25 protein-coding genes are annotated in these 26,012 nt (G+C 69.1%); 13 read left to right on the forward strand and 12 right to left on the reverse strand.

Annotation, left to right across the window (positions count from 1 at the left end; translation table 11 throughout):
* Positions 1-89: 89 nt before the first annotated feature.
* Positions 90-2,438 carry a TonB-dependent receptor gene (locus FD678_RS18055; protein ID WP_140727276.1) on the forward strand — a complete coding sequence of 783 codons (2,349 nt, stop codon included), beginning with the start codon at positions 90-92 and terminating at the stop codon, positions 2,436-2,438.
* Between the two features lie 383 nt (positions 2,439-2,821).
* Here FD678_RS18055 and FD678_RS18060 read toward each other — a convergent pair whose 3' ends face one another.
* From FD678_RS18060 to FD678_RS18070, 3 genes are read right to left on the reverse strand one after another with little or no spacing between them, the layout of a single operon-like run.
* Positions 2,822-3,502 carry an HAD family hydrolase gene (locus FD678_RS18060; protein WP_140727278.1) on the reverse strand — a complete coding sequence of 227 codons (681 nt, stop codon included), beginning with the start codon at positions 3,500-3,502 and terminating at the stop codon, positions 2,822-2,824.
* On the reverse strand, positions 3,499-4,209 hold the full coding sequence (locus FD678_RS18065; RefSeq protein ID WP_140727280.1) for a pseudouridine synthase: 711 nt from the start codon (positions 4,207-4,209) through the stop codon (positions 3,499-3,501). The genes FD678_RS18060 and FD678_RS18065 overlap by 4 nt, the downstream gene beginning before the upstream one ends.
* The gene (locus FD678_RS18070; RefSeq protein WP_140727282.1) at positions 4,206-5,267 is read right to left on the reverse strand and encodes a class I SAM-dependent methyltransferase; all 1,062 of its coding nucleotides are present in this window, start codon (positions 5,265-5,267) and stop codon (positions 4,206-4,208) included. Before FD678_RS18070 ends, FD678_RS18065 begins: the two co-directional genes overlap by 4 nt.
* 580 nt (positions 5,268-5,847) lie before the next feature.
* On the opposite strand from FD678_RS18070, the gene FD678_RS18075 reads away from it, so the two are divergent.
* The 7 genes from FD678_RS18075 (at position 5,848) to FD678_RS18105 (ending at position 13,645) form a co-directional block, all read left to right on the forward strand.
* Positions 5,848-7,524 carry a long-chain fatty acid--CoA ligase gene (locus FD678_RS18075; RefSeq protein ID WP_372237538.1) on the forward strand — a complete coding sequence of 559 codons (1,677 nt, stop codon included), beginning with the start codon at positions 5,848-5,850 and terminating at the stop codon, positions 7,522-7,524.
* A 318-nt stretch (positions 7,525-7,842) separates the two neighbouring features.
* On the forward strand, positions 7,843-8,763 hold the full coding sequence (locus tag FD678_RS18080) for a diiron oxygenase (RefSeq protein WP_140727286.1): 921 nt from the start codon (positions 7,843-7,845) through the stop codon (positions 8,761-8,763).
* A complete protein-coding gene (locus FD678_RS18085) occupies positions 8,760-9,005 on the forward strand; it encodes a phosphopantetheine-binding protein (protein WP_140727288.1) in 246 nt (81 codons plus the stop codon). Before FD678_RS18080 ends, FD678_RS18085 begins: the two co-directional genes overlap by 4 nt.
* 120 nt (positions 9,006-9,125) lie before the next feature.
* Entirely contained in the window at positions 9,126-11,168 is a 2,043-nt protein-coding gene (locus FD678_RS18090; protein ID WP_177497888.1) for an alpha/beta fold hydrolase, read from the forward strand.
* A gap of 14 nt (positions 11,169-11,182) precedes the next feature.
* On the forward strand, positions 11,183-12,796 hold the full coding sequence (locus tag FD678_RS18095; RefSeq protein WP_140727292.1) for an amino acid adenylation domain-containing protein: 1,614 nt from the start codon (positions 11,183-11,185) through the stop codon (positions 12,794-12,796).
* Positions 12,793-13,266 carry an HIT family protein gene (locus tag FD678_RS18100; RefSeq protein WP_140727294.1) on the forward strand — a complete coding sequence of 158 codons (474 nt, stop codon included), beginning with the start codon at positions 12,793-12,795 and terminating at the stop codon, positions 13,264-13,266. The genes FD678_RS18095 and FD678_RS18100 overlap by 4 nt, the downstream gene beginning before the upstream one ends.
* A 103-nt stretch (positions 13,267-13,369) precedes the next feature.
* Positions 13,370-13,645: a hypothetical protein gene (locus tag FD678_RS18105; protein WP_140727296.1), complete on the forward strand. Its 276-nt coding sequence runs from the start codon at positions 13,370-13,372 to the stop codon at positions 13,643-13,645.
* Between the two features lie 171 nt (positions 13,646-13,816).
* Here FD678_RS18105 and FD678_RS18110 read toward each other — a convergent pair whose 3' ends face one another.
* The 4 genes from FD678_RS18110 to FD678_RS18125 form a co-directional block, all read right to left on the reverse strand.
* Complete coding sequence (locus FD678_RS18110; RefSeq protein WP_140727298.1) at positions 13,817-15,154, reverse strand: PQQ-dependent sugar dehydrogenase; 1,338 nt, start codon at positions 15,152-15,154, stop codon at positions 13,817-13,819.
* A gap of 207 nt (positions 15,155-15,361) precedes the next feature.
* Positions 15,362-15,670, reverse strand: coding sequence for a DUF3247 family protein (locus tag FD678_RS18115; RefSeq protein WP_140727300.1), 309 nt, complete (start codon positions 15,668-15,670; stop codon positions 15,362-15,364).
* A 195-nt stretch (positions 15,671-15,865) separates the two neighbouring features.
* Entirely contained in the window at positions 15,866-17,869 is a 2,004-nt protein-coding gene (locus FD678_RS18120) for a hybrid sensor histidine kinase/response regulator (protein ID WP_218569831.1), read from the reverse strand.
* A 201-nt stretch (positions 17,870-18,070) separates the two neighbouring features.
* On the reverse strand, positions 18,071-18,535 hold the full coding sequence (locus FD678_RS18125; protein ID WP_140727304.1) for a hypothetical protein: 465 nt from the start codon (positions 18,533-18,535) through the stop codon (positions 18,071-18,073).
* Between the two features lie 200 nt (positions 18,536-18,735).
* Between FD678_RS18125 and FD678_RS18130 the strand changes: the two genes are divergently transcribed.
* Positions 18,736-19,314 carry a DUF3016 domain-containing protein gene (locus FD678_RS18130; RefSeq protein ID WP_140727306.1) on the forward strand — a complete coding sequence of 193 codons (579 nt, stop codon included), beginning with the start codon at positions 18,736-18,738 and terminating at the stop codon, positions 19,312-19,314.
* A 52-nt stretch (positions 19,315-19,366) separates the two neighbouring features.
* Here the strand turns inward: FD678_RS18130 and alr are convergent, their stop codons facing one another.
* Both alr and FD678_RS18140 read right to left on the reverse strand, forming a co-directional pair.
* Positions 19,367-20,437, reverse strand: a complete 1,071-nt coding sequence (gene alr / locus FD678_RS18135; protein WP_140727308.1) for an alanine racemase — start codon at positions 20,435-20,437, stop codon at positions 19,367-19,369.
* Positions 20,416-21,726 (reverse strand): D-amino acid dehydrogenase, encoded by a 1,311-nt coding sequence (locus FD678_RS18140; protein ID WP_140727310.1) that lies wholly within the window; start codon positions 21,724-21,726, stop codon positions 20,416-20,418. Before FD678_RS18140 ends, alr begins: the two co-directional genes overlap by 22 nt.
* 146 nt (positions 21,727-21,872) lie before the next feature.
* Here FD678_RS18140 and FD678_RS18145 point away from each other — a divergent pair, with 146 nt between their 5' ends.
* Positions 21,873-22,352, forward strand: a complete 480-nt coding sequence (locus FD678_RS18145) for a winged helix-turn-helix transcriptional regulator (protein WP_140727312.1) — start codon at positions 21,873-21,875, stop codon at positions 22,350-22,352.
* Between the two features lie 342 nt (positions 22,353-22,694).
* On the opposite strand, the gene FD678_RS18150 is transcribed toward FD678_RS18145, so the two are convergent.
* The 3 genes from FD678_RS18150 to FD678_RS18160 form a co-directional block, all read right to left on the reverse strand.
* Positions 22,695-22,865: a lana protein gene (locus FD678_RS18150; RefSeq protein WP_140727314.1), complete on the reverse strand. Its 171-nt coding sequence runs from the start codon at positions 22,863-22,865 to the stop codon at positions 22,695-22,697.
* A gap of 181 nt (positions 22,866-23,046) precedes the next feature.
* Entirely contained in the window at positions 23,047-23,481 is a 435-nt protein-coding gene (locus FD678_RS20795; protein ID WP_218569832.1) for a hypothetical protein, read from the reverse strand.
* A 24-nt stretch (positions 23,482-23,505) separates the two neighbouring features.
* The gene (locus tag FD678_RS18160; protein WP_140727316.1) at positions 23,506-23,919 is read right to left on the reverse strand and encodes a DUF3224 domain-containing protein; all 414 of its coding nucleotides are present in this window, start codon (positions 23,917-23,919) and stop codon (positions 23,506-23,508) included.
* A gap of 108 nt (positions 23,920-24,027) precedes the next feature.
* Between FD678_RS18160 and msrB the strand changes: the two genes are divergently transcribed.
* The 3 genes from msrB to motA all read left to right on the forward strand — a co-directional run bounded on the left by msrB (position 24,028) and on the right by motA (position 26,012).
* A complete protein-coding gene (gene msrB / locus FD678_RS18165; RefSeq protein WP_140727318.1) occupies positions 24,028-24,492 on the forward strand; it encodes a peptide-methionine (R)-S-oxide reductase MsrB in 465 nt (154 codons plus the stop codon).
* A 77-nt stretch (positions 24,493-24,569) separates the two neighbouring features.
* The gene (locus tag FD678_RS18170) at positions 24,570-25,070 is read left to right on the forward strand and encodes an MliC family protein (protein ID WP_140727320.1); all 501 of its coding nucleotides are present in this window, start codon (positions 24,570-24,572) and stop codon (positions 25,068-25,070) included.
* A gap of 87 nt (positions 25,071-25,157) precedes the next feature.
* Positions 25,158-26,012, forward strand: a complete 855-nt coding sequence (gene motA / locus FD678_RS18175; RefSeq protein WP_140727322.1) for a flagellar motor stator protein MotA — start codon at positions 25,158-25,160, stop codon at positions 26,010-26,012.

The raw sequence follows: 26,012 nt of genomic DNA on the forward strand, positions 1-26,012 counted from the left end.
CAGTGCCGCGGCGCGGAAAGACACCGCGCGGTCGCCGGCCTTGCGCAGGGCCGGAAGGAACCCAGCCAGCGCACCAAAGGACCCGATCCATGCCGTTGCACCCCTCCGTTCTCTCGGCGCCGCACGGCGCTGCCGCCCCCGTTCGCCCGGCCCTGCGCCGCAACGCGCTCGCCTGCGCCTGCGCCGGCCTGCTGCTGGCCTCGACCGCCGCCTCGGCGCAGGACGCCGCACCGCGCGGTGCCGACACGGCCACCTCGCTCGACCAGATCACCGTCACCGCCGAGCGCCGCGAGCAGAACCTGCAGGAGGTCCCGGTCTCGGTCGGCGTGATGCAGGGCGAGGCGATGCGCAACATCACCGCCGGCGGCGACGACACCCTGCTGGCGCTGTCCGGCCGCGTGCCCAGCTTCTATGCCGAGACGACCACCGGCCGCATCTTCCCGCGCTTCTACATCCGCGGCCTGGGCAACATCGACTTCTACCTCGGCGCCTCGCAGCCGGTCTCGATCATCCAGGACGACGTGGTGCTCGAGCACGTCGTGCTGAAGTCCAACCCGGTCTACGACCTGGACCAGGTCGAAGTGCTGCGCGGCCCGCAGGGCACGCTCTTCGGCCGCAACACCACCGCCGGCATCGTCAAGTTCGACTCGATCAAGCCCAGCGACGAGTACGCCGGCCGGGTCAGCGCCAGCTACGGCAGCTACAACACCGTCTCGCTCGACGGCGGTTTCGGCGGCCCGATCAACGACGTGCTCTCGTTCCGCGTCTCGGCGCTGTACCAGCACCGCGACGACTGGGTCGACAACACCTACCGCGGCCCCAGCGCCGACGGTACGGTCACGCCCAAGAAGGACGCGATGGGCGGCTACGACGACCGCAACGCGCGCCTGCAGTTGCTGCTCAAGCCCAGCGACGAGTTCTCGATCCTGGCCTCGGCGCACACCCGCGACTACGACGGCACCTCCACCCTGTTCCTGCGCGGCGCGCTCACGAAGGGCTCCAACAAGGTCGACGTGCCGCGCGACAAGGTCGCCTACGACGAAGCCCACGACAACCCGCAGGCCTACAAGACCCACGGCGGCTCGATCAAGGCGGTCTACGACTTCGGCAACGTCTCGCTGACCTCGATCAGCGCCTACGAGACCACCTCCGGCTACAGCCGCGGCGATACCGACGGCGGCGCCGCGGCCGACTACCCGGTCAACGGCGTGCCGAACGGCTACGGCCAGTCGATGGGCCAGGTCCGCGACCTCGACCAGTACACCCAGGAACTGCGCCTGGCCAGCAACGAGACCGATCCGCTGTCCTGGCAGGTCGGCGCGTTCTGGTTCGACGGCCGCGACACCACCGATTTCTACCAGCGCGCCTATTTCCTGGAAGGCGCCGCGCGCAACCCGAACAACTGGGTGCGCCTGCGCAACAGCAACACTTCCTGGGCCGGGTTCGGCCAGGTCAGCTGGAAGGCCACCGACCAGCTGACCCTGACCGCCGGCGTCCGCCAGACCCGCGACTCCAAGGAAACGCGTCTGCTGAAGACCGCCGACCGCGCCGACGGCACCGTCACCTATACCGGCCGCCGCGACGTGAAGATGGCCGACACCCAGCCGAGCTGGGACCTGAGCGCGATGTACCAGTTCACCCCCGAGTTCGGCGCCTACGCGCGCGTCGCCCGCGGCTTCCGCGGCCCGACCATCCAGGGCCGCTCGGCGGTGTTCAACGCCGACTTCACCACCGCCGACTCGGAAACCATCCTGTCGTGGGAAGCGGGCATCAAGAGCAGCCTGTTCGACAACCGCCTGCGCCTGAACGCCACCGCGTTCACCTACACGGTCGACGACATCCAGCTCAACGGCAACGACTCCAACGGCAACGGCGTGCTGTTCAATGCCGACAAGGCCAAGGCCTACGGCCTGGAGGCCGACCTCGACTGGCGCCCGGTGCCGAACCTGGCGATCAGCGCCGGCCTGAGCCTGCTGCACAGCGAGATCAAGGACAAGCGCGTGTACGCCCAGGTCTGCGGCCTCAACGGCGTGGTGGTGTGCACGGTCGACGACCCGACGATCAAGGTCGGCGCCAACACCTTCGCCCAGATCGACGGCAACCCGCTGCCGAACGCGCCCAAGTACAACCTCAACCTGAGCGCCCGCTACGACATCCCGGTCGACGACGGCGGTTCGTACTTCGTCGCCACCGACTGGAACAAGCAGGGCTACACCAGCTTCGTCCTGTACGACAGCACCGAGTTCAACGCCAAGGGCAGCTTCGAGGGCGGCCTGCGCGTGGGCTACACCGGCGGCTACGGCGCCTGGGAAGTGGCCGCGTTCGCGCGCAACATCACCAACGAGAAGAACCTCAAGGGCGTGATCGAGAACTACATGGCCGCGGTGTACAACGAACCGCGCATCGTCGGCGTGTCGTTCAACCTCAACTGGCCGTGATCCGCGGGCGGTGATCCACGAAGGGCCGGCTGCCTGCAGCCGGCCCTTCGTATTTTTGGACGTGCGGGACTCGGGACTCCAAAACAGGAGCTTCGGCCTCGATTGCCCGTCAAGTTTTTTTAGGCTTTTTGCGCCGATTCTTGCTCTTTTGTGGGAGGGGCTTCAGCCCCGACAGAAGGCCGGCAAAGCCTGTCGGGACTGAAGTCCCTCCCATACCTGCACTCGATCCGAAGCAGGCTTGTTGCTTTTCCGGGTCCCGATCCCGGGTCCCGGCTTCTCAGGTAAAGCCCGTCGAGGCTGAAGCCTCTCCTACAAACAGCGCTCGATCCGAAGCAGGCTTGTCGCCTTGCCGAGTCCCCAGTCCCGAAACCCGAGTCCCGGCCTCATCCAGACCGGCATTCCTCCAGCAACCGCTGCGCCTCGTCCAGCGATGCCACGATGCGATGCCCCAAGGCCAGCACCGCCTCGTCGGGCGCCACCAGGTCGGGAATCTGGATCGGCGTCATGCCCGCCGCCAGCGCGGCCTGCACGCCGGTCGGGGAATCCTCCAGCACCAGGCAGTGCTCGGGCGCGATGCCCAGCTTGCGCGCGGCCAGCAGGTAGATGTCCGGCGCCGGCTTGGCGTGCTCCACGTCGCTGCTGGTCGCGACCGCGTCGAAGCGCCACAGCAGGTCGGCCGCCTCGAGCTTGCGCAGCGCCAGCGGCCGCTGGGTCGAGGTGCCCACTGCGCGCGGGATGCCGTTCGCCGCCAGCCATTCCAGCAGCGCGATGATGCCCGGCCGGTGCGGAATGCCCTGCTCGACGACATCGCCGTACAGCTCGCGGGCGCGGCCGAGCAGCGCATCGGCGCGCACCTCCCCGATCCGTTCGGCCAGCATCGCCCGGCACGCCGCATCGCCCTTGCCGACCATGCCGAGCCAGTAGTCTGGCGCGATGTCCTCGCCCAGCAGCGTGCTCGCCTGCGCCAGGCATTCGATGATCGCCCGCTCGCTATCGAGCATCAGCCCGTCCATGTCGAAGATCACCGCCCTCGGCAACGACGGCAGCGGCAAAACCGCGTTCATGTGGATTCTCCTGCGAACAACGCGTCGAGATCGGCCTGCGCCAGCGCGCGCCATTGTCCCTCGGGCAGGCCGCCCAACCCCAGCCCGCCGATGCGGCTGCGGTGCAGCGCGACGACGCGGTTGCCGGTGGCGGCGAACATCCGCCGCACCTGGTGGTAGCGCCCCTCGTGCAGGGTCAGGCGGGCGCGGCGGGCATCGAGCACTTCCAGCTCCGCCGGCAGCAGCGGCTTGGTTTCCGACTCGAGCATCAACGTGCCGCTGGCGAACAGCCCCGCCTCGTCGCCGTGCAGGTCCTGCGCCAGCTCGGCCTCGTACACCTTGCCGAGCCTCGACTTGGGCGAGACGATCCGGTGCAGCAGCGCGCCGTCGTCGGTCATCAGCAGCAGGCCGCTGGTGTCGCGATCGAGCCGCCCGACCGGCGAGATCAGCGGCGAGCGCAGCCGGAAGCGCGGCGGCAGCAGGTCGTAGACCAGCCGGCCGCTGTCCTTGGTCGAGCAGGTGTAGCCGACCGGCTTGTGCAGCATCAGCGCAAAGCCCGGCGGCGGGTCCAGCGCCTCGCCGTCGAAGCGGATCGCCTCGTGCGGCACCTGGTCGTCGGCGTACAGCACCTCGCCCTGCGCGTCGGTGAACAGGCCCTCGCGGAACATCTGTTGCACCTGCTTGCGGCTGCCGTAGCCGAGGTTGGCGATGTGCTTGACCAGCTTCATGCGCGCGCCCCGCGCACCGCGGCGATCGCCTTGAAACCGTCGCGTTCGGCGAGCACCTGCACCGCGTCGAACTGCGCGCCCAGCACCTGCTCGTAGGGCAGGTGCCGGTTGGCGACGAGCAGCAACCGGCCACCGGGCCGAAGCGCGCGGGCCGCCACCTCGATGAAGCGCCGGCCGATGTCCGGCCTCTCCTCGCGCGACGGCGCGTGGAACGGCGGATTGCTGACGATGAAATCGAAGCTCCCGCTCAACCCGGCGGTGACGTCGTGCCAGTGGTAGCCGAGCCGCACCTCGTCCTCGAACGAACGCAGGTTGGTCCGCGCCAAGGCCAGCGCGCGCGCCTCGGCCTCGTAGAGATCCAGCGCCCGCACCTGCGGGCAGCGCCGCAGCAGCTCGCTGGACAGGTACCCGTAGCCGGCGCCGAGGTCGGCGCCGTGTCCGGCCAGATCGGGCGGGAACTGCTCGGCCAGCAGCGCCGAGGCCGCATCGATGCGATCCCAGGCGAACACGCCCGGGCGGCTGCTGAACCGCCCATCGAGGATCGGGCGCGGCGCGTCCAGCGCCAGCCAGCGCGCCAGCAGGTCGCCGTCATGTCGCCCCTGCAGCGGTGCGGCCCAGTAGACGCGGCAATGGTTCTTGGTCAGCTTGCCGCCGAGGCCCGCCAACTGCTGCAGGTCGCTCTCGCCGGACTTGGCGCCCTCGTCGTTGGCCTGGCAGGCCAGCACGACGCCACCCGGCGCCGCCAACGACACGGCCCGCGCGAACAGCGCCCGCGCCTCGTCGCGCTGCCGCGGCGGCAGCACCAGCACCAGTGGATAACGCGCCCCGGCCGACTCGACCGCGGCCTCGTCGAGCACCGTCCAACCGCCCCGCTCCAGCGCATCGGCGAACGGCCGGAAACTCTGCTCGCACAACAGCCCCTCGGCGGCGGCATGCCGGCGCAGCGGCCAGCCCTCGCGCGCGCGCAGGAACAGCACGCGCCCGGCCGGCCAGCGCAATGCGCCTTGCGCGAACGGCAGGAACAGGGTTTCGAGCGGAGCGTCTTGCGTGGCGGGCATTGCGGGCGACGACAACGGGGAGCCGTACATTCTATCGATTGCGGACGAAGGCCGCTGTCGGCCCACCATCTGCCCCGAGCCAGCGCCCTCCTTGGTTTTGTCTTTGCTGTCGCTGTTGCTCCTGATCTTGCCCTGGATAACACCTCCTCGCGCAGCGGCGCGCCGACCTCTCCTGCGGCGTGCGTGCACGAGCAAGGAAAAAGTGACTCGCCCGAAAGGGCGAAGGCTTTTGCTCTAGGCAGACACAATCGACTCAAACCGCACCGGGAAAAACCCGTCGGGACTGAAGTCCCTCCCACATGTTCATCCGCGGGTTCCATCCACGAATCCCTAGTCCGCAGCGCAGCCGCAATCCTTGCCCTGGAGAAACGACACCGGCATCGAATTCCTCCACTAATGAAAGAACCCATCATCAAGATCACCGCGCACGCATCGCGGAAACGCGAAAAAAACAGCCCGCCTGCTGCCGCGCAGCACGAAACCGCCTTGCGACGCTTCAAATCCCTATGCTCCAATCGGATCGCAGCACGAAGCTGCAATCCATAAGCCGCAACACGACTACATGGAGGGGGACAGAATGATTCTCGAGCAACCGTGGTTGAAGAGTTATCCCGCCGGCGTGCCGCACAAGATCGACCCCGACGAATACCCGTCCATCGTATCTGTCCTGCAATCCTCCCTCGAAAAATACCGCGACCGTCCCGCGTTCTCCCACATGGGACGTTCCATCACCTACGCCGAGGTCGACGCCTACAGCAGGCAGTTCGCGGCCTACCTCGCCGGCGAACTGAAACTCAAGAAGGGCGATCGCCTCGCGATCATGATGCCCAACTGCCTGCAGTACCCGATCGCGCTGTTCGGCGCCCTGCGTGCCGGCCTGACCGTGGTCAACACCAACCCGATGTACACCGCCCGCGAACTGAAGCACCAGCTCGTCGACTCCGGCGCCAGCGCCATCCTGGCCCTGGACAACTTCGGCAAGACCGTGCAGGACGTGATCGCCGAGACCCAGGTGAAGCAGGCGATCACCACCGGCCTGGGCGACATGCTGCCGTTCCCCAAGGGCAGCATCGTCAACTTCGTGCTCAAGCACGTGAAGAAGATGGTGCCGGACTACCGCCTGCCGGGCGCGATCCGCTTCCGCGAGGCGCTGGCGCTGGGCGACAGGCATCCGCTGCCGAACGTGGACATCGCTTCGGGCGACATCGCCTTCCTGCAGTACACCGGCGGCACCACCGGCGTGTCCAAGGGCGCGATGCTCACCCACCGCAACCTCGTGGCCAACATGCAGCAGGCCTCCGCCTGGATCGGGACCAATGCCCGCATGGGCGAGGAAGTCATCGTCACCGCGCTGCCGCTGTACCACATCTTCGCGCTGACGGCGAACTGCCTGGTCTTCATGAAGTTCGGCGGGCGCAACCACCTGATCACCAATCCGCGCGACATGCCCGGGTTCGTGAAGGAACTCGGCAAGGTGCCCTTCACCGCGATCACCGGCGTGAACACGCTGTTCAACGGCTTGCTCAACACGCCCGGCTTCGACCAGCTCGACTTCTCCAACTTCAAGCTCTCGCTCGGCGGCGGCACCGCCGTGCAGCGCGCGGTGGCCGAGCGCTGGAAGAAGGTCACCGGCTGCACCCTCGTCGAGGCCTACGGCCTGACCGAGACCTCGCCGGCGGCCTGCATCAACCCGATGGACATCGCCGAGTACAACGGCTCGATCGGTTTGCCGGTGCCGTCCACCGAGGCCTGCGTGATGGACGACAACGGCAACGTGCTGGGCACGGACGAGATCGGCGAGCTGTGCATCCGCGGCCCCCAGGTGATGAAGGGCTACTGGCAGCAGCCGGCCGAGACCGCCAGGATCATCGACGAGCAGGGCTGGCTGCATACCGGCGACATGGCGCGCATGGACGGCGACGGCTTCTTCTACATCGTCGACCGCAAGAAGGACATGATCCTGGTCTCGGGCTTCAACGTGTATCCGAACGAGGTCGAGGACGTCATCGCCCTGATGCCCGGCGTGCTGGAAGTGGCGGCGTTCGGCGTGCCCGACGAGAAGTCCGGCGAGGCGGTCAAGGTCGTGATCGTCAGGAAGGATCCCCACCTCACCGAGGAGCAGGTCAAGGCGCATGCACGCGCCAACCTGACCGGATACAAGCAGCCCAGGTACGTGGAGTTCCGCACCGAGCTGCCCAAGAGCAACGTGGGCAAGATCCTGCGCCGCGAATTGCGCGCCGAAGCCGCGGCGCAGTGAACCCGCGCGAATTCAGGCGACGATGGTTCGATGCTGAAATATCTTCGTCGCCGCGCAAGCGGCGATGAAGAGCTTGAAGCAACGCACCCGCCAAAAGCGCTGTCCATCACGAAAACGAAGCACGTACGCCAGCCAGGCGCGCCATTTGCGCCGCGCACTTCCGCGTGAAGACTCCAAAGCGCGCCACCGCATCGCATGCCCGCTTGATCGCGCGGCTGCCCCAAGTATGCTAGGCCCCGCGGCAGACGCGGCGCATCGCGCCTCGTGCAAGGAATTCCACGACAGGCTGCAAGCCTGCATCGCAGAACAGGAGCCAGGATGCTTCCGCAAGCCAATCTCGCTTCCACCGGCACGTTGACGCGGATCGACGACGACCCGGTGTTCGCCTCGCGGATGCAGAAGCTGATCCAGCTCTCCCGCGAGCGCCACGTCAATTCGTTCTCGCAGATCGACTGGCCCGAATCCATCCCGGACGACGAGTGGTGGCTGTCCCCGGAATTGCTGAGCGTGCATGGCACGGAGTACATGGACAGCCTGCCCGAAGCGCAGCTCAAGCGTCTTTCGAAGTGGGAGTGCGTCAACGCCTTCAGCCTCAACGTGGAAGGCGAGCGCGAGCTGATCAACCGGCTCTCCGCGCAGCTCTACGCGCCCGACCTGCCCAACATCGAGGCCTACATCCACCACTTCATCGACGAGGAAAACAAGCACCTGTGGTTCTTCGGCGAGTTCTGCCGCCGTTACGGCGGCAAGATCTACTCCAGCAAGAAGGTCGGCCTGGCCGACGAGCGCTTCGGCATGCAGATGGAGTTCTTCCTGCTGTTCGCGCGCATCTTCCTGTTCGAGGAGATCGGCGGCTACTACAACGTCGTCGCCGGCGGCGACGAGCGCGTTTCGCCCTTCGTCCGCCTGATCCACCAGGTCCACCACGCCGACGAGGCGCGCCACATCACGTTCGGCCGCGCGATCCTGGCCCAGGCGAAGGACATCGCCTTCTCCGCGAGCACGCCCGGGGAACGCGAGGCCGCCGTCGCCCACCTGCAACGGTTCGTGCAGGTCTCGATCGAGGCGCTGTACCAGCCGGCGATGTACCGCGACAGCGGCATCGAAGGCGGCGTGGCGCTGCGTCGCAAGCTGCTCGCGCACCCGGCGCGACGCGAGCACCACGCATCGGCCCTGCTGAGGCGCCCGTTGAAGTTCATGGGCGAGATCGGCGTCAGACTGGAAGGGAGTCCCGCTTGAACATCCAGGCATCGGGGATCGAGACCCTGCGCGAGTGGCTGCTCGAGAAGCATCCGGACATCGCCCGCATCGACGACGACACCGATCTGTTCGAGCACAAGCTGCTCGACTCGATCAACTTCGTGGAATACATCCTGATCATCGAGGAGCTGATCGACCGCGAGATCCCGGTCACCCCCGACCTGATCCCGAGGACGTCCACGCTCGCCCGCGTGCGCGACAACTTCCTCGCCGGCGCTTGACGGGCGCAACGCGCGCCGAGGAGGCGCGCTGGGGAGGAGAGCGTGGACGCCGGTCCCATGAAGGGGCCGCGCGAGGAGGTTTTCCGCAGTACCCATCGCGCCGACCTACAAGGAGTTCCCATGCAGCGCCCCGAAGTGAGAGACCCCAGCCCCTTCGTTCCCGCCCATGCGGTGCCTGCGATCCTGGTGACGGGCGCGACCGGCTTCCTCGGCGGCCACTTCCTGCTGCGCAGGATCGAGTGGCCGGGCATCGTCCATGCCCTGGTCCGCGGCGAGTCCGAAGCCCAGGCGCGCGCGCGGCTCTACGACCATCTCGCCGAGTGCGCCGCCTCGTACCCCAGGCCCCTGCCCCGGGAGCTGCTCGATACCCGGCTGCGGGTGGTGACCGGCGACATCACCCTGCCCGACTGCGGGCTGGACGCGGACGCGCTGGCGCGGCTGCAGGCGGCCGGCGTGCGCGAATTCTGGCATTGCGCGGCCAGCCTGAAGTTCGAGGACCGGCACCGCCGCGAGATCTTCGACCAGAACATCGGCGGCACCGCCAACATGCTCGAGCTTTTCCGCAATGTCCATCCGCGCGACGGCGGACCGGCGGAGTTCGTGCACATCTCCACCGCCTACAGCGTCGGGGCGACCCAGGGGGTGATCGAGGAAGCGCGCCATGCCCCGGATCGCGAATACAACAACGCCTACGAGGAAAGCAAGAACCTGGCCGAGAACCGCGTGGTCGACTTCTGCGAGGCCCACCGGCTGAGCTACCGGATCCTGCGCCCGTCGGTGGTGATGGGGCCGCGCGCGAGCCATCACAGCGGCACCACCCGGTTCGGCGTGTACGGGTTCACCAAGGAGGTCTACCGGCTCCGCGAAACGCTCGCGAAACTGAAGCAGCCGCTGGAACTGCTCGGCAGCGCCCGCGCCACCGTGAACCTGACGCCGGTCGACGAATGCGTGTACGACATGCTCCGGCTGTCCGCGGAAGGGTTCGGCGACCAGCGCTTCTTCCACCTGTGCAACCCGGAAGGCGTCAGCATGGCCGGGCTGATCGCCATGGTCGATCGCAAGACCGGCGCCGACCGCCTGGCCTTCGTTTCCGAGCGCAGCCAGCAGGGCAGTCCGCTGCAGGACCTGTTCGACGAGCGCACGCGGTTCTATGCCGGCTACTACAAGGGCGAGAAGCGGTTCGCGCGCAAGGCGCCGCCCCAGCCGCAGCTCGACTGGAACGACGTCGACCGCTACCTGGCATCGTTCCTGCAGGAACTTCAGCAGGAGGAAGTCGGCAGCGTGGGCTTCCGCCCGCAGACCGTGTCGGCCCGCGACGGCGCCACGCTGAAGGTGTTCTCCTACGGCAGCCCCAGGCTGCCGCCGCTGCTCATCGCCAATGCCTATGGCATGCCGGCCGAGTTCATGCTGCCGCTCGCGCAGCGCCTGCACCGGCACTTCCACGTGGTGACCTGGGAGTGCCGCTGGGTTCCCGATGCCGGGCAGCCGTTCGACCCGGGCGATTGCAGCTCGCTCGCGCATGCCCGGGACATGATCGACATCCAGGACGCCCTGGCGCTGAAGTCGGCCAGCGTGGTCGGCTGGAGCAGCGGCGCGCAAGTCGCGCTGCGCGCGATGGCCGCCTTCCCCGACCGCATCCGTGCCGGGCTGCTGCTCAATCCCGGCGTGTCGATCCCGCCCTCGGAGACGGTCCGCGTGACCCGCTTCGAGACCGGGATGCGCTCGCTGTTCGACAAGATCGCAGGCAACTACCGCATGGCGGAGAAGTATTGCGAGCTCATCTACGGCGCGGCCTCCTCCGATGCCGGCGACAGCCGGATGCTGAGCGGCATCCTGACCAGCACCGATCCCTACCTGCTGTACATGACCAGCCTGCCGTTCCGCACGCCCGAGTCGCTGTACCGCTACGCCAACATGATGCGCACCCTGTTCGCCGAACGGCCGGATGCCTGGACCCGCGACGTGACCCAACCGGTCCTGGTCTACGTCGGCGACCGCGACGCGGTCACCCATCCCGACGTGGGCCGGGCGCTGTGCGACGGCCTGCGCCAGGGCCGCCTGCACCAGGACGCGGAGGGCGACCACTTCAGCCATTACTACGACCAGCGCGTGGCGGAACTCGTGCGCCAGCATCTCGCGCCCGACCGGCAATACGCCGCCTGATCAGGTAAGCCTCCATGCGCACGCTCCACGCCGCCGACTACTTCCTGCGCTCCGCTGCCCGCCATCCCGACCGGCCGGCGCTGTGGGTCGACGGGACAACCCATACCTACCGCGCGTTGCAGGCGCACGCGCAGAAGCTCGCCGCGCGCCTGCGCGCCATCGAGGGCCCCGTCTGCGCGACCCTGGGCGAGCGCAGCCTCACCGCCTACTGCGCGCCGCTCGCCTGCATGCTCGCCGGCAAGATCCACGTCCCGCTCGGCGCCAGCTTCCCCGAGGCGCGCATGGCCAACATCCTGGAGCGGACCCGGCCGGCGGTGCTGGTCTGCGACGAACCCGGCCGCAAGCACCTGCCCGGCCTGCTCGCCAGACTCGCCTTCCCGGTCGTGGTGATGTCGCCGGAGTCGGACCTCGACGAGGTTTCCCCGCCGCCGCCGCTTCCCTTCGCGGCAAGCGCCCCCGCCGCGTCGGAACTCCCGGTCGCGGACGCCGACATCGCCTACGTGCTGTTCACTTCCGGCAGCACCGGCCAGCCGAAGGGCGTGGCGGTCGGCCACGCGGCGCTGTGCGCCTATGTCGAGGCCGTGCTCGCGCGCTACCCGCAGCTCGACGAACGGCAGCGCTGCACCCAGTTCTTCGAGCCCACCTTCGATCTCTCGCTGCACGACATGTTCGTCACCTGGGCGGCGGGCGCGTGCCTGTACAGCATTCCCCGGTCCGTGCTGATGATGCCGACCGGCTTCGTCAACGAGCATCGCCTGACCGTTTGGTTCTCGGTACCGTCCCTGGCCGCCACGCTGCAACGCTACCGGCTGCTGGACGCCGGCGCGCTGCCCACGCTGAAGCTCGCCCTGTTCTGCGGCGAAGCGCTTCCCGGGCCGTTGGCCAGGACCTGGCTGGCGGCCGCCCCCCATGCCCGCTGCGAGAACCTGTACGGCCCCACCGAAGCCACCATCGCCTGCACTGCGCACCGCGTGGGCGTGCAGGACGGCGAACGCACCGTGGTGCCCATCGGCACGCCCCTGGCCGGCATGGAGATCGTGACGACGCGCGGCGACGGCAGCCGCTGCGAACCGGGGGAGACCGGCGAACTCTGGCTCGGCGGCGCACAGCTGGCCCGTGGCTACTGGGGCGATCCGGAGCAGACCGCGGCCCGCTTCGTGGAGGCGCGCTTTGCCGGGCTGCAGGAGACGCGCTGGTACCGCACCGGCGACCTTGCCAGGATCGAGGCCGACGGCACCGCGCTCTTCTGCGGCCGGGCGGACCGCCAGATCAAGCTGCGCGGCTACCGCATCGAGCTGCAGGAAGTCGAGGCGCACTTGCGCGAGGCCTGTTCCACCCCGGAACATCCGGCGCAGGTGGCCGTGGTTCCGGTCTTCGCCCATCCGGGGGAGGCCGCCAGCGGCATCGCGGCGTTCGTGGTCCGCGCGCAACTCGACGTGCGCGAGGCCTTCTCCGCGATGAAGCTGCGCCTGCCCGCCTACATGGTGCCTTCGGAGATCCACGCGCTGGACGCGCTCCCGCTCAACAGCAACGGCAAGACCGACTACGCCGCCCTGGCCGCACGCCTCCAGGCGAAACCGCCGGCGGCGCGCACGCATCGGAGCACGGACAAGGCGAGGGTGGAATGAACGGACAGGCGGCGACACGGTGCATCTTCTGCGGCATCGCCAGCGGCAGGCTGCCGGCGAGCGTGGTCCACGAGGACCCGGACTGGCTGGTGGTCATGGACATCCATCCGATCCGCGAAGGCCACGCGCTGGTCATCCCGAAGCGGCACGTCGGCAGGATCGCGGAACTGGACCCGGCCGCACGCCAGACGCTGTTCGCGCTCGCCGAGCGCGTGCTCGGCGCGCAGGAAGCCAGCGGTTACGCCGCCGGCGGCGGCAACCTGCTGCTCAACGACGGCATCGCCGCGAACCAGCACATCCCGCACCTCCACCTGCACTGCATCCCGCGCCGCCATGGCGACACCGCCGGCTTCGGCCTACGGCTGCTCGCGCGGACCTTCGGCCTGTTCGGGGCGAAGACCGCCCGGGGCAAGCTCGACGCGATCGCCAGCGCCCTCGCCGTGCACGTCCGCGCCGACCGCGCGCCGTGACGACCGGGGGCCCGGTCACGTTTGCGGATTTATGTACGCGTCCTTGACCTGCGGCGAATGCGGCCCTGCCTAGGCTGGGCACTCGTCCGTTGCGGAGAACATCATGCGAGCCCTGTTCGTCGGCGGTGTCGTGGACAACAGCGAAATGGACATGGACGATGCGCCGCCGCCCCTGCACTACCCCGCCAACACCGGCAGCGGCCGCCCGCGCTATCGGCTGCACCAGATCGGCACGCGCGAGGACGGCAGCATCGCCTACGCCGTCTACGGCGCACCGGAAATGCCCGACGAGGACATCGCGCGGATCGCCGAGGAGCGCGGCTACGCGCGCCGCTTCGAGGCCACGCCCGAATCGCCGGATGCGTTGAGGCAGTCGTAGCCCACCGCGCGCCGACGAACGACCGAGGCTACCGGTACGACTGTCGTCGGCCGCGTGGCGGACGGACGCAACGCCTTTGCACGCGATCGGGACCGAAGTCCTCGCGCGGGACATCGGGGCCGCCCGGATCCCTCATCGGGTTCCCGCCGCAGCCCGGCCGATGCGGCTGGATCACGGCGTTCCGGCCCGCTTGGGCGTCACCCGCCAGATCACGTTGCCCACGTCGTCGGCCACCAGCAGCGCGCCGCGCTTGTCCAGCGTCACCCCGACCGGCCGGCCCTGCGCGCCGCCCTCGTCGTCGAGGAAACCATCCAGCACCGTGATCGGCATGCCCTGCGGCTTGCCGTCCACGAACGGCACGAAGATCACCTTGTAGCCGCTCGGCGGATTGCGGTTCCACGAACCGTGCTGGCCGATGAAGGCGCCGTTGCGGAAACGCGCCGGCAGTAGCGCGCTCCCGGAGAAGCTCAGGCCGAGCGAGGCGGTGTGCGCGCCCAGGGCATAGTCGGGCTTGATCGCCTGGGCCACCTTTTCCGGGTCCTGCGGCTGCACCCGCTCGTCCACGTGTTGCCCGTAGTAGCTGTAGGGCCAGCCGTAGAACCCGCCCTCGCGCACCGAGGTGAGATAGTCCGGCACCAGGTCGCTGCCGATCTCGTCGCGCTCGTTGACCACCGTCCAGAGCCGTTGCGTGGACGGTTCCCACGCCATGCCGACCGGATTGCGCAGGCCGCTGGCATAGACGCGGATGCCGCCGTCGTCGGTGTCCACCTGCAGGATCGCGGCGCGGTTCAGTTCCGCGTCCATGCCGTTCTCGCCGATGTTGCTGTTGGAACCCACGCCCACGTACAGCTGCTTGCCGTCCGCGCTGGCCACCAGCGACTTGGTCCAGTGGTGGTTGATCCCGCCGGGCAGGTTGGCGACGAACTCCGGTTGCGCGGAAATGTGCGTGTCGCCGTCCTTGTAGGGAAAGCGCACCAGCGCATCGGCGTTGGCGACGTAGAACCGGTCGCCGGCCAGGGCCATGCCGAACGGCGAATACAGCCCGGTCAGGAACTGCGTGCGGGTCTCGGCGACGCCGTCGCCGTCGGCATCGCGCAGCAGCGTGATGCGCTCGGCGCTGGGCGTGCGCGCACCGGCCTTCTTCATCACCGCGCCGGCGATGCGATCCTTCAGCGACGGCTCCTTGTCCGGGCGCGCGGGCGCATTGGTCTCGGCGACCAGCACGTCGCCATTGGGCAGGACGTACAGCCAGCGGGGATGGTCCAGGTCGCGCGCGAAGGCGTTGACCTGCAGGTCCTCGGCCGGCACCGGCGCGGCACCGTCGGCCCAGCCTTTCACCGGCGCCACCTTGACGGTCGGAATCAACCGCTTGACCGGTTCCGGCAGCACCGGGTCGGGCCCGATGCCTTGTTCCACCGGGTACTTGGCGGTATCGCCGCACCCGGCGAGCCCGCCGGCAGCGAGCAAAGCGAGCAGGTGGCGCGTAGCGCCGAACGCAACGGACTTCATCGGTTTTTGCCCCTACAGCGTCGTGTGGATTGCGGAATGGTGCGGAGCGGCCATGGGCGTGCCCAGGCGCGGAGCCCGTGCCGCGGGCGACCACCGTATCTCATCCCGAAGACCATCACACGCTCCAGGCCGACATCCGCCTGCCCGCCGCATGATGCCGGCAGCGCCGCGCCCAAGCGTAAACGCCCCGTCAAAGCGTGCGCGCGCTCACGGCATCACCTGCGGATCGTGCCCCAGCGGGAACGGCGCGACATCGACGATGCGGTCGAGCCAGATCCATCGCGGCCGCTGGCTGGCGTCCAGCGCGTCCAGGCGCAGTTCCCCGTTCATGCCTTCCCGCTCATTCTCGTCGAGGTAGCTCTGCACGGTGGGGCGCACCGCCACCGTACCGGCGATGCGCGTGCCGTCGTCGAGCGTGACCACCACCCGGGCCTCGTCGTCGAGCTGCTTCATCCACTGCTCCATCATCGCGATCTGGCGCTGGTCGGTGTAGACGTGGGGGGCATATCGGCTCATGGCGAGACTCCTGGACGGGCCTGCGGACCCGGTGCGGTCCGCTTGCTGCCTTCGACCATCGCACCGTAGAGGCGCGCCCGTGAACCCGGCAGCAAGCCGCGGGTCCGGGCCGCGGCGGCATTCACGCATGCAAGAGATGCCGCCGCCCCGGGGGCGATCCGGCGTGGACCGGCGCCGTCTCAGGCCCGCTACGCGCTAGCGCTGGCGCGCATCGCGCACCGCGGCCACCAGTTGCGCCACGCTGTACGGCTTGGCCAGGTGCCCCTGGAACCCCGAAGCCAGCGCGCGGTCGCGGTCGTCGCTGCGCGCCAGCGCCGTCACCGCCACCGCCGGCAGCGCGGTCGCGTCCAGCCCCATGTTCTCGCGGATGGTGCGGATCAACCCGTAGCCGTCCATGCCCGGCATGCCGATGTCGGTCAGCATCACGTCGAAGCGCGCGTGCGCCCCGTCGTCCAGCAGTTCCAGCGCCTCGGTCGCGTTGCCCGCCACCGCGACCTCGGCGCCCTGCTCCTCCAGCAGGCGGCGCAGGTACTCGCGCATGTCCGGCTGGTCCTCCACCGCCAGCAGGCGCAGCCCATTCAAAGCCTTGGCCTCGACGACCTGCTCGGAGGCGACGTTGCGGCGCGGTTCGCGGCGCGGGCGCTTGCGCCAGTCGGGCGTGTACTCGGGCAGGCGCACCGTGAACGTGGCGCCCTTGCCCGGCCCGTCGCTGGCCGCGCTCACCTGCCCGCCGTGCATTTCCACCAGTTGCTGCACGATCGCCAATCCCAGGCCGAGGCCGCCGTGCCGGCGCGTGGTGGTGCCGTCGGCCTGGCGGAAGCGGCCGAACAGGTGCGGCAGGAATTCCGGCGCGATGCCGTCGCCGCTGTCGCGCACGCTGACCACGAAGTGGCCGCTCTCGCGCGCGACCGTGACCTCGATGCTGCCGTGCGCGGGGGTGAACTTGATCGCGTTGGAAAGCAGGTTCCAGAACACCTGCTGCAGGCGCGTGGCATCGCCCAGCACCAGGCAGGGCCCGTCCGGCACGCGCAGGCCGATGGCGTGGTCCTTGCCTTCGGCGACCGGCTCCTGCGAGCCGATCGCCTCGCGCAACTGCTCGGCCAGGTCCAGCGTCTCCACCTCCAGCTGCACCTTGCCGAGCAGCATGCTGCTCAGGTCGAGCATGTCCGAGATCAGCCGCTTCTGCGCCTTGGCGCTGCTGGCGATCACCGACAGGCCCTTGTGGCTGGGATCGGATTCGTCCAGGCGCTGCAGCAGCAGTTCGCTCCAGCCGAGGATCGTGGTCAGCGGCGTGCGCAACTCGTGCGAGAGCGTGGCGAGGAACTCGTCCTTCAGCCGCGCCATGCTCTCGGCCTCGTTGCGGGCGATGCGCTCCGATTCCAGCAATTGCTCGCGCGCCAGCTCGATCTCGCGGCGCTCGGTCACGTCCGGGCTGCTGCCGGCCAGGCCGATGAAACGGCCGTCGGCGGAATAGCGCGGCATCGCGCTCATCTCGATCCAGCGCCAGCGCCCGTCGTGGCGGCGCGCGCGCACCAGCGCACGCATGCCGTGCTGCTGCTCCAGCGCCGCGGCGAGCTCGAACTGGAATACCGGCAGGTCCTCCGGATGCAGCAGCTCGCTCCAGGCCGGCACGGTGCCGCTGGCCATGTCCATCCCGAAGAAATCGCCGTAGGCGCTGTTGACGAAGCGCATCACGCCATGCGCATCGAGCACCCATACCGGCATCGGCAGCCCGTCGGCGAGCGCGCTGAAGCGCGCCTCGCTCTCGGCCAGCTCGCGCTCGATGCGCTTGCGCTCGGTGATGTCGAGGAACAGCACGCCGACCCGCCGCTGCTCCTGCAGCCCGACCCGGAACGCATCCACGGAGAACCAGCGCTTCAGCGAGCGCGCCTCCAGCTCGAAGCGCAGCCGCTGGCCGGTGTTCACCACTTCGCCGTAGCGCCGTATCCACTCGTCCTCGATGTCCGGCAGCAGCGAGCGGATCGAGCGGCCGACCGGGCAGTCCAGGCCGGTCAGGCGCTCGAATGCCTCGTTGATGTCGAGGAAGACGTAATCGACCGGGCGCTCGCCATCGAACACCACTTCGATCACGCAGAAGCCCGCGTCCATGCTCGCGAACATGTCGCGATAGACGCCCTCCTCCAGTATCCGGGGGACATGCGTGGACGGCACTTCAGGAGACGGAAGAGGCGTGCTCAAGCGGGATTCCGGGCCTGGATGGGGCGAGGTCGTTGCGCGACGGAACGCGCATGAAGCCACAACCGATGTCGTCATAGGGTGGAAAGAGCGCCCTGGCGCGTCAAGCCGGACCGACCGCGCAAGCGGGGAATGGCCAGGAAAACGCCATCGCAGGCTTGCAGTACAAGGCACGCAGCGGATCGCGCCCCGTTTGCCTGCCGTTCACTCCTTCAGGTAGCCGGGCTCGGGCCGGTCCAGTTCGCGCTCGATCGCCACCCGGGCCAGCCGGGTGTAGTTGGTCCGGGGTCCCTGCCCCCGCCCGACCAGCATCCCCTGGTAGTCCAGCCCCCGCCAGACGCGCGCGGTCCACTCCACGCAGTCCTCGGCCAGCACCAGCATCAGGGAGTAGCGATAGTCGATCCCGCCCGCGGCGCGATAGGCGTAGACCGGCGGGAACTGCACCGCCACGTCGTCCTCCCCGGCGAGCGCCTCCAGCTCGCGGCGCAGGGCCGCGCGCAGGTCCACGCCCTCGCCGCGGGCGGGATGGCGCTCGCGCAGGTCTCGGTCGCTCTGCAATGCCACGAACGCCGCCGCCCCCGTTTCCGGGTTGTGGCCATGCTGTTTGGCCCAGTCGATGAATTGGAGCTTGAAGTCGGAAGGAGGCAGGAACGCGGGCGGGGCCTTCATGGCGGGACGTCTCTGGCGGTTTCGCCGCGATGGTGCTGTGCTGGCCGTGAAGCGCACGCCGATGCCCGGTGAACCCGCCGTCATCGCTCTCGAAGCGGGATTAATGCCGGGCAACAGCGCCCGGAGGGCGGTCGGCCGGTCGTTGCGGCGGTGCGTTTACCGGAGCAGACTGGATCCATCGTCCCGGCCTGGAGGACACCATGAACAAGACCTTCGTTTCCGCCGCGGTGCTGCTCGCCGCGCTCGCCACCGCCGGCGCGGCCGATGCGCGCGTGCGCTCGGTCACCGACCCGCAGGCGCCGCGGGCGCTTGCCAGCAACGCCGATAGCCCGGTCAAGGTCAACTGGACCGACCCGGCCCAGTTCACCGACATCCGCTACAGCCGCAACCGCTGGGAAGCCGAGCGCGGCGACTGGGTGAACGACCTCGCCAGCTACTTCCAGAAGGCGGCCGCCAAGCGCCTGCCGGAGGGCCAGCAGATGCAGGTCACCATCACCGACATCAAGCGCGCCGGCGACTACGAGCCGTGGCACGGACCGCGCCTGGACGACGTGCGCATCATCAAGGACATCTATCCGCCGCGCCTGTCGTTCACCTGGACCCGCACCGACGCTTCCGGCCGGGTCATCGACCAGGGCGAGCAAAAGCTGGTGGATACCGCCTTCCTGATGAGCAGCACCTCGTTCAACGACAGCGATCCGCTGCGCTACGAGAAGCGGATGATCGACGACTGGCTGCGCCGCGAACTGCGCGACGACCGCTACACCGCCGAGCGCTGAGCCGCGCCGGCGCCCGCGTGGCCGGCGTCGCGTCCGCGGCGCCGGCGGATCGTCATTCGACGTAGTGCCGCGGCGCGCGCTTGAGGCCGCACAGCAACCGGTAGGCGCTGGAATTGCAGCGCGCGGCCAGCGCGCCGATCCGCGGAGCATCGCCCCACAGCTGCACCGGCGTCCCCACGCCGGCCTGCGGGTGGTCGGTGAGGTCCACGGTCAGCATGTCCATCGACACCCGCCCGATCAGCTCGCCCGGCCGGCCATCGATCAGCACCGGCGTGCCGTTCGGCGCGAACTGCGGATAACCGTCGGCATAGCCCATCGCCACCACGCCGACGCGGGTCGGACGCTGCGCGACGAAGCGCGCGCCATAGCCGACCGGCTCGCCGACCGCCAGTTCGCGCGTGGCGATGATGCGCGACGACAGCGTCATCACCGGGCGCAGCTGGGCGGTCAGTTCGGTTTCCTGGCCGAAAGGATTGGCGCCGTACAGCATCAGTCCCGGGCGCGACCAGTCGTTGCGCAACGCCGGCCAGCCGAGCAGGCCGGGCGAATTGCGCAGGCTGGTCTCCGCCTGCATGCCGCGGCAGGCCAGCGCGAACGCCACCGCCTGCTCGTCGGTGCGGCTGCAGTCCAGCTCGTCGGCGCGCGCCAGGTGGGTCATCAGCACGATCGAGCCGACCTGCGGCAGGCCGCGCAGGCGCAGCCAGGCCTCGCGGAAATCCTCCGGGTCCAGGCCGAGCCGGTGCATGCCGCTGTCCATCTTCAGCCAGATGCCGAGCGGGCGCGGGCTGTTGAACGCGGCCAGCGCGCGCACCTGCCAGGGCGAGGCGATCGCGGTCCACAGGTCGTGCTCGGCGATCAACGGCAGTTCGTCGACCTCGAAGAAGCCCTCCAGCAGCAGGATCGGCGCGCGGATGCCGGCCCGGCGCAGCTCCAGCGCCTCCTCGATGCAGGCCACCGCGAAGCCGTCGGCCTCGCCTTCCAGCGCCTGCGCGCAGCGCACCGCGCCGTGCCCGTAGGCGTCGGCCTTGACGACGGCCAGAGCCTTGCCGCCGCCGAGGCGGCGCGCGAGGCGGTAGTTGTGGCGCAGTGCGCCGAGATCGATCAGAGCGTGGGCTGGGCGCACGAAGCGGCCTCGTGGTGCGGGCGGGCCAGGCGGGCCGGCAGGTAGCGGAAGATGTCCAGGCCTTCGCTGCTGATCTGCGGACGCCGCGAGCTCATCAGGTCGGTCAGGTAGCGGCCGGAGCCGCAGGCCATCGTCCAGCCCAGCGTGCCGTGGCCGGTGTTGAGGAACAGGTTGGAATACGGCGTGGCGCCGACCACCGGCGTGCCGTCCGGCGTGGCCGGGCGCAGGCCGGTCCAGAACTCGGCGCGCGCCAGGTCGCCGCCGCCGGGGTACAGGTCGTTGACCACCATCTCCAGCGTGGCGCGGCGCTTCGGGTTCAGCGACAGGTCGAAGCCGGCCACCTCGGCCATGCCGCCGACGCGGATGCGGTCGTCGAAGCGGGTCACCGCGATCTTGTAGCTCTCGTCGAGGATGGTCGAGGTCGGCGCGCGGGCGGCATCGACGATCGGGATCGTCAGCGAGAACCCCTTCAGCGGATACACCGGCAGCGCCAGGCCGAGCGGCCGCACCAGGTCGGAGGAGTAGCTGCCGGCCGCGACCACGTAGCGGTCGGCGGTCTCCAGGCGGCCGTCGATCCGCACGCCGGTGATGCGGCCGCCGTCGTGCTCGATGCGCTCGACCGTCTGCCCGTAGCGGAACTCGACCCCGGCCTGCGCCGCCAACTGCGCCAGCCGCTGCGTGAACAGCCGGCAGTCGCCGGTCTGGTCGTGCGGCAGGTGCAGCGCGCCGGCCATCTTGGCGCCGCCATCGGCCAGGCCGGGCTCGTGGCGGGCGATTTCGGACGGCGCCAGCACCTGGTACGGCACGCCGTACTGGGCCAGGACCTCGATGTCCTTCGCCGCCGCATCGAGCTGCTGCTGGGTGCGGAACAGCTGGGTGGTGCCGCGATGGCGGCCCTCGAAGGCGATGCCGGTGGCGGCGACCAGCTCGTCCAGGCAGTCGCGGCTGTAGTCGGACATGCGCACCATGCGCGCCTTGTTGATCGCGTAGCGCTTGGAGGTGCAGTTGCGCAGCATGTGCGCCAGCCACACGTACTGGCGCAACTCGCCGGTCGGCCGGATCGACAGCGGCGCGTGCTCCTCGAACAGCCACTTGACCGCCTTCAGCGGCACGCCCGGGGCCGCCCAGGGCGAGGTGTAGCCGAACGAGAGCTGCCCGGCATTGGCGTAGCTCGTCTCCAGCGCCGGGCCGGGCTGGCGGTCCACTACGGTGACCTCGAACCCGGCCTGGCGCAGGTACCAGGCACTCGTCGTGCCGATCACGCCACTTCCCAGCACCAGTATGCGCATTGCGGACCTCTGACCAGATCATTTCCCACGGCAAGCCCCATGGGTCGGCAATTCGGGGCAGTATATTCCCGCCAAGCCAGTGCTATTTTCCGCCTTTCGCATGAAGCACAGGAAAATTCACCGGAAACAGACCGGAGACCGTGAACATGGCCGCACGCAGCCGCGAGCTGGACAGGACCGACCGCAAGATCCTGCGCATCCTGCAGCAGGAAGGGCGCATTTCCTTCACCGAACTGGGCGAGCGCGTGGGCCTGTCCACCACGCCCTGCACCGAGCGCGTGCGCCGCCTGGAACGCGAGGGCGTGATCACCGGCTACCACGCGCGCCTGGACCCGAACGCCCTGAAGGCCAGCCTGCTGGTGTTCGTGGAGATCAGCCTGGCCTACAAGTCCGGCGACATCTTCGAGGAGTTCCGCCGCGCCGCGCTGAAACTGCCCAACGTCCTGGAATGCCACCTGGTCTCCGGCGACTTCGACTACCTGATCAAGGCACGGATCAACGAAATGGCTTCCTACCGCAAGCTCCTGGGCAGCACCCTGCTGACGTTGCCGCACGTGCGCGAGTCGAAGAGCTACATCGTGATGGAAGAAGTCAAGGAAACGCTGAGCCTACCCATCGCCGATTGAGCAATAACCGCTGTTGCTGCCGTTGCCGTTGCCGCTGCTCGTGATTCTGCTCTGGATCGGGCAACACTTCCTCGCGCCGCGGCGCGCCAACCCCCATGGCCTGCGAACGTCGCTGCGGCGCGGCCCTCCGTAGCGGCGGAGACGGCGCGCGTGCACGAGCAAAGAAAGGTAACCCGCCGCAGGGCGAGAGCTCTTGCTTCAGGCGAGAACGAGGGAAGGCCAAGGCGACGCCGGTCCCACACCTGCAGGACGACAGCGAACCCAACCCACGATCCCAACCCCAAAACGCAAGCGGCGCGCCGAAGCGCGCCGCCACCCTCTACTTCACCAGCTCACATCCCATCACCGCTGCTGCTTCTGGTTCTGGTCGCGTTGCTGCTTCTGCTGTTGCTGCCCGCCCCGCTGGTTCTGCTCGTCGTCCCACTGCTGCTGGTTCTGCTGACGGCCATGCTGATCGCGTTTGTCCTGCTGACCGCCCTGCTGGCCGCGATTCTGCTGGTTCTGGTTAGCCATGACTGCATTTCTCTGTGTGGAAGGAGCACAGGCGACGGGAAAACCCAGCCGACCCGCGCCCGTACAGGCTGTCCCCGCTCCGGTTAACCACGCGAAAAACTTTGGTCAGCGCCGGCTTCACCGCGCTGAGCGCACGCCAACGGATTGAACGATTCAGAAGCCTGTATGCCCGCGTCGCCGGTCAACGCACGATCCGCTGGCCGTCGCCGCTCGGCACCGTGTCGTAGTAGCGACCGGTGCGCGTGTCGAGCACGCGGTTGGCGCCGGCGGGACGCATGCCCGGGATCAACCGGCCGTTGCGGTCGTACACCTTCGCCGGTGGCGCCGGTGCCGGCACCGTGCCCGCCGCCTTGCCGGCGTCCTGCGTACGCGAAGCGCCATGCACCGGCACCGGCGGCTGCGGACGCTGGTCGGGCGAACTCGGGATCGGCGGGACCAGGGGCCGCGGCGGCGGCGCCGGCACGGGTTGGCGCTGGGGCGGCGCAGGGCTGCGGACCGGCTCCACGCGCGTGGTGGAACGGCTCTGCGTGGCCGGCGTCGTGCTCTGCAAGCCTTGCGCATGCGCCGCGCCGGCGGCGAACAGGCCGGCCAGCATCAGGCAGAAAAGCGGTTTCATGGCATTTCCCGGGGACGGGATCGACTACATGGGGGCGGCTCGGGCATCCGGCAACGTGTAGTCGAAGTCGTAGTAGTGCACGCCGTCCTCGATGCGGATCCCGAGCGTGCCGGCGATGCCCTTCAGCTCGCCCGTACCGGAGTCGGGCACCACGCTGACCAGCAGGCTCTGGGTGCCCTGCTCCATCCAGCCGCGATGTACCAGCAGGAAGCTGCCGCTGCGGCCATGCACGCTGCCGGTGAACGCTTCCGCCGCCACGTACGCCGCCGAGCCCTCCACCGCCGTGCGCGCGGCCAGCATCTCGCCCTTGCCCTCGCCTTGCAGGTCCCCGCTGAACACCTTGTCCAGCGACATCCGCGCCAGCGTGTTGCCTTCGACCTGGCGGCTGGCCTGCGGCTGCAGCTTGACCTCGAAGCGGCCGGTGGCGTGCTGTTTCATGGCGCGGCTCCTGGGATTCCGGTTCGGATGCGATGCTTGGATGATAGCCGCCCGCCCCCATCCATGATCGACACCGCCGGTGCATGCCGGCGCGACCCAGAGGACACCATGACCCGGTTCGACCTGACCCCTCCCGACGACGCACAACGCCAGCGCCTGGTCGCCGGCCTGAACGACGAGGAAAAGCGCGTGCTGCTGCACCACGGCACCGAGGCGCCGTTCTGCGGCGTGTTCCTCGACAACAAGCTGGACGGCGTCTACACCTGCCGGCTGTGCGGCCTGCCGCTGTTCCGCTCCAGTGCCAAGTTCGACTCCGGCACCGGCTGGCCCAGCTTCTTCGCCCCGTACGACCCCGCGCACATCCGCGAGGTCCGCGACACCAGCCACGGCATGATCCGCACCGAGATCACCTGTGCGCGCTGCGGCAGCCATCTCGGCCACGTGTTCCCGGACGGCCCGCCGCCGACGTTCGAACGCCACTGCCTGAACTCGGTGTCGCTCGGCTTCACCGAACAGGGCCGTCCCCTGCCGGATCCCCTGCAGCGCGGCGGTGCCGAAGCGCAGCCGGCGTGAAGAAGCGGCCGGGCGCATTCACGCCCGGCTACCGTGCCGCCGCTACGGTGGGGCGCGATCCCCACAGGAGAATGCCCATGAACAAGCATCTGCTACTGATCGCGGCCTTGTGCGTCCTGCCGTTGAGCGGCTGCGGCCGCCCCGATTCGGGCGGCGCCGACACCAGCAACGCCGCACCGGCGACGGCGCCGGGCGCTGCGGGCGATCCGGCCGCCCCGCAGACCCCGGACAGCACCGCCGGCGCCACCAGCCCTGCCAACGACGAGGCGCTGAGCCCGGACACCGCCAAGAACGACGCCGGCGGTACCGCCACGGGTGCCGCCGGCACCGCCGCGGCGGCCACGCGCTGGAACTGCGGCGACAAGACCGCGACCACCACCTTCGACAACGGCACCCAGACCGTGCGCGTCGAGATCGACGGCAAGACCCTGGAGCTGCCGTCGGCGCAGTCCGGCTCCGGCGCGCGCTACGCCGACACGCAGGGCAACGAGTTCTGGGAACACCAGGGCGAAGCGACGCTGTCCACCGGCGGCAACAAGCTGAAGTGCACGCCCGCCGGCGGGAACAACGCCGGGTAACCGGGACGGCGGCGATCGCGCCGCCGGGCTTCAGAAAGCAGGCGCAGCGCCGAAAACGGGATGATCCCCCCGTTTTCCGCTGCCGCCATGCTCATCCTCGCCGGACTCGTCGTCGTCATCCTCAGCGTGCTGGGGGGCTACGTGGGTGCGCACGGCAAGCTCGCCGCGCTGTGGCAGCCCTACGAACTGGTCATCATCGGCGGCGCCGCGTTCGGCGCGTTCCTGGTCGGCACCCCGGCGAGGACGGTCAAGGCCACGCTCGCCGCCGTCCCCGCGGTGTTCAAGGGCCCCAAGTACAAGAGCCAGGACTACCTGGACGTGCTGAGCCTGGTCTACGAACTGCTCAACAAGGCCCGCCGCGAGGGCTTCATGGCGCTGGAGGACCACGTCGAGCGGCCCCAGGAGAGCGCGCTGTTCCAGACCTATCCCAAGGTGCTGGCCGACCCGCACCTGGTCGACTTCATCACCGACTGCCTGCGCCTGATGATCGGCAGCAACATCGAGCCGCACGAGCTGGAACCGCTGCTGGAACTGGAACTGGAGAAGCACCACCACGAGGCCCTGGCGCCCGCGCACGCGCTGGCCAAGGTGTCCGACGGCCTGCCCGGCTTCGGCATCGTCGCCGCGGTGCTCGGCATCGTGATCACGATGGGATCGATCGGCGGGGAGATCACCGAGGTCGGCGCGCACGTGGCCGGGGCGCTGGTGGGCACGTTCCTGGGCATCCTGCTCGCCTACGGCTTCATCGGCCCGCTGTCGGCGGCGGTGGAAGCGCGCGCCGAACAGGACGCGCGCATCTACGAATCGGTCAAGACCGCCCTGCTGGCCTGCCTGCGCGGCTACAACCCCAAGATCGCGCTGGAGTTCGCCCGCAAGACGTTGCCGTCGGACGTGCGCCCGGGCTTCTCGCAGTTCGAGGCCCACCTGAAGACGATCAAGTAG

The sequence above is a fragment of the Pseudomonas sp. Hp2 genome (assembly GCF_006386585.1).
Taxonomy (GTDB): domain Bacteria; phylum Pseudomonadota; class Gammaproteobacteria; order Xanthomonadales; family Xanthomonadaceae; genus Pseudomonas_S; species Pseudomonas_S boreopolis.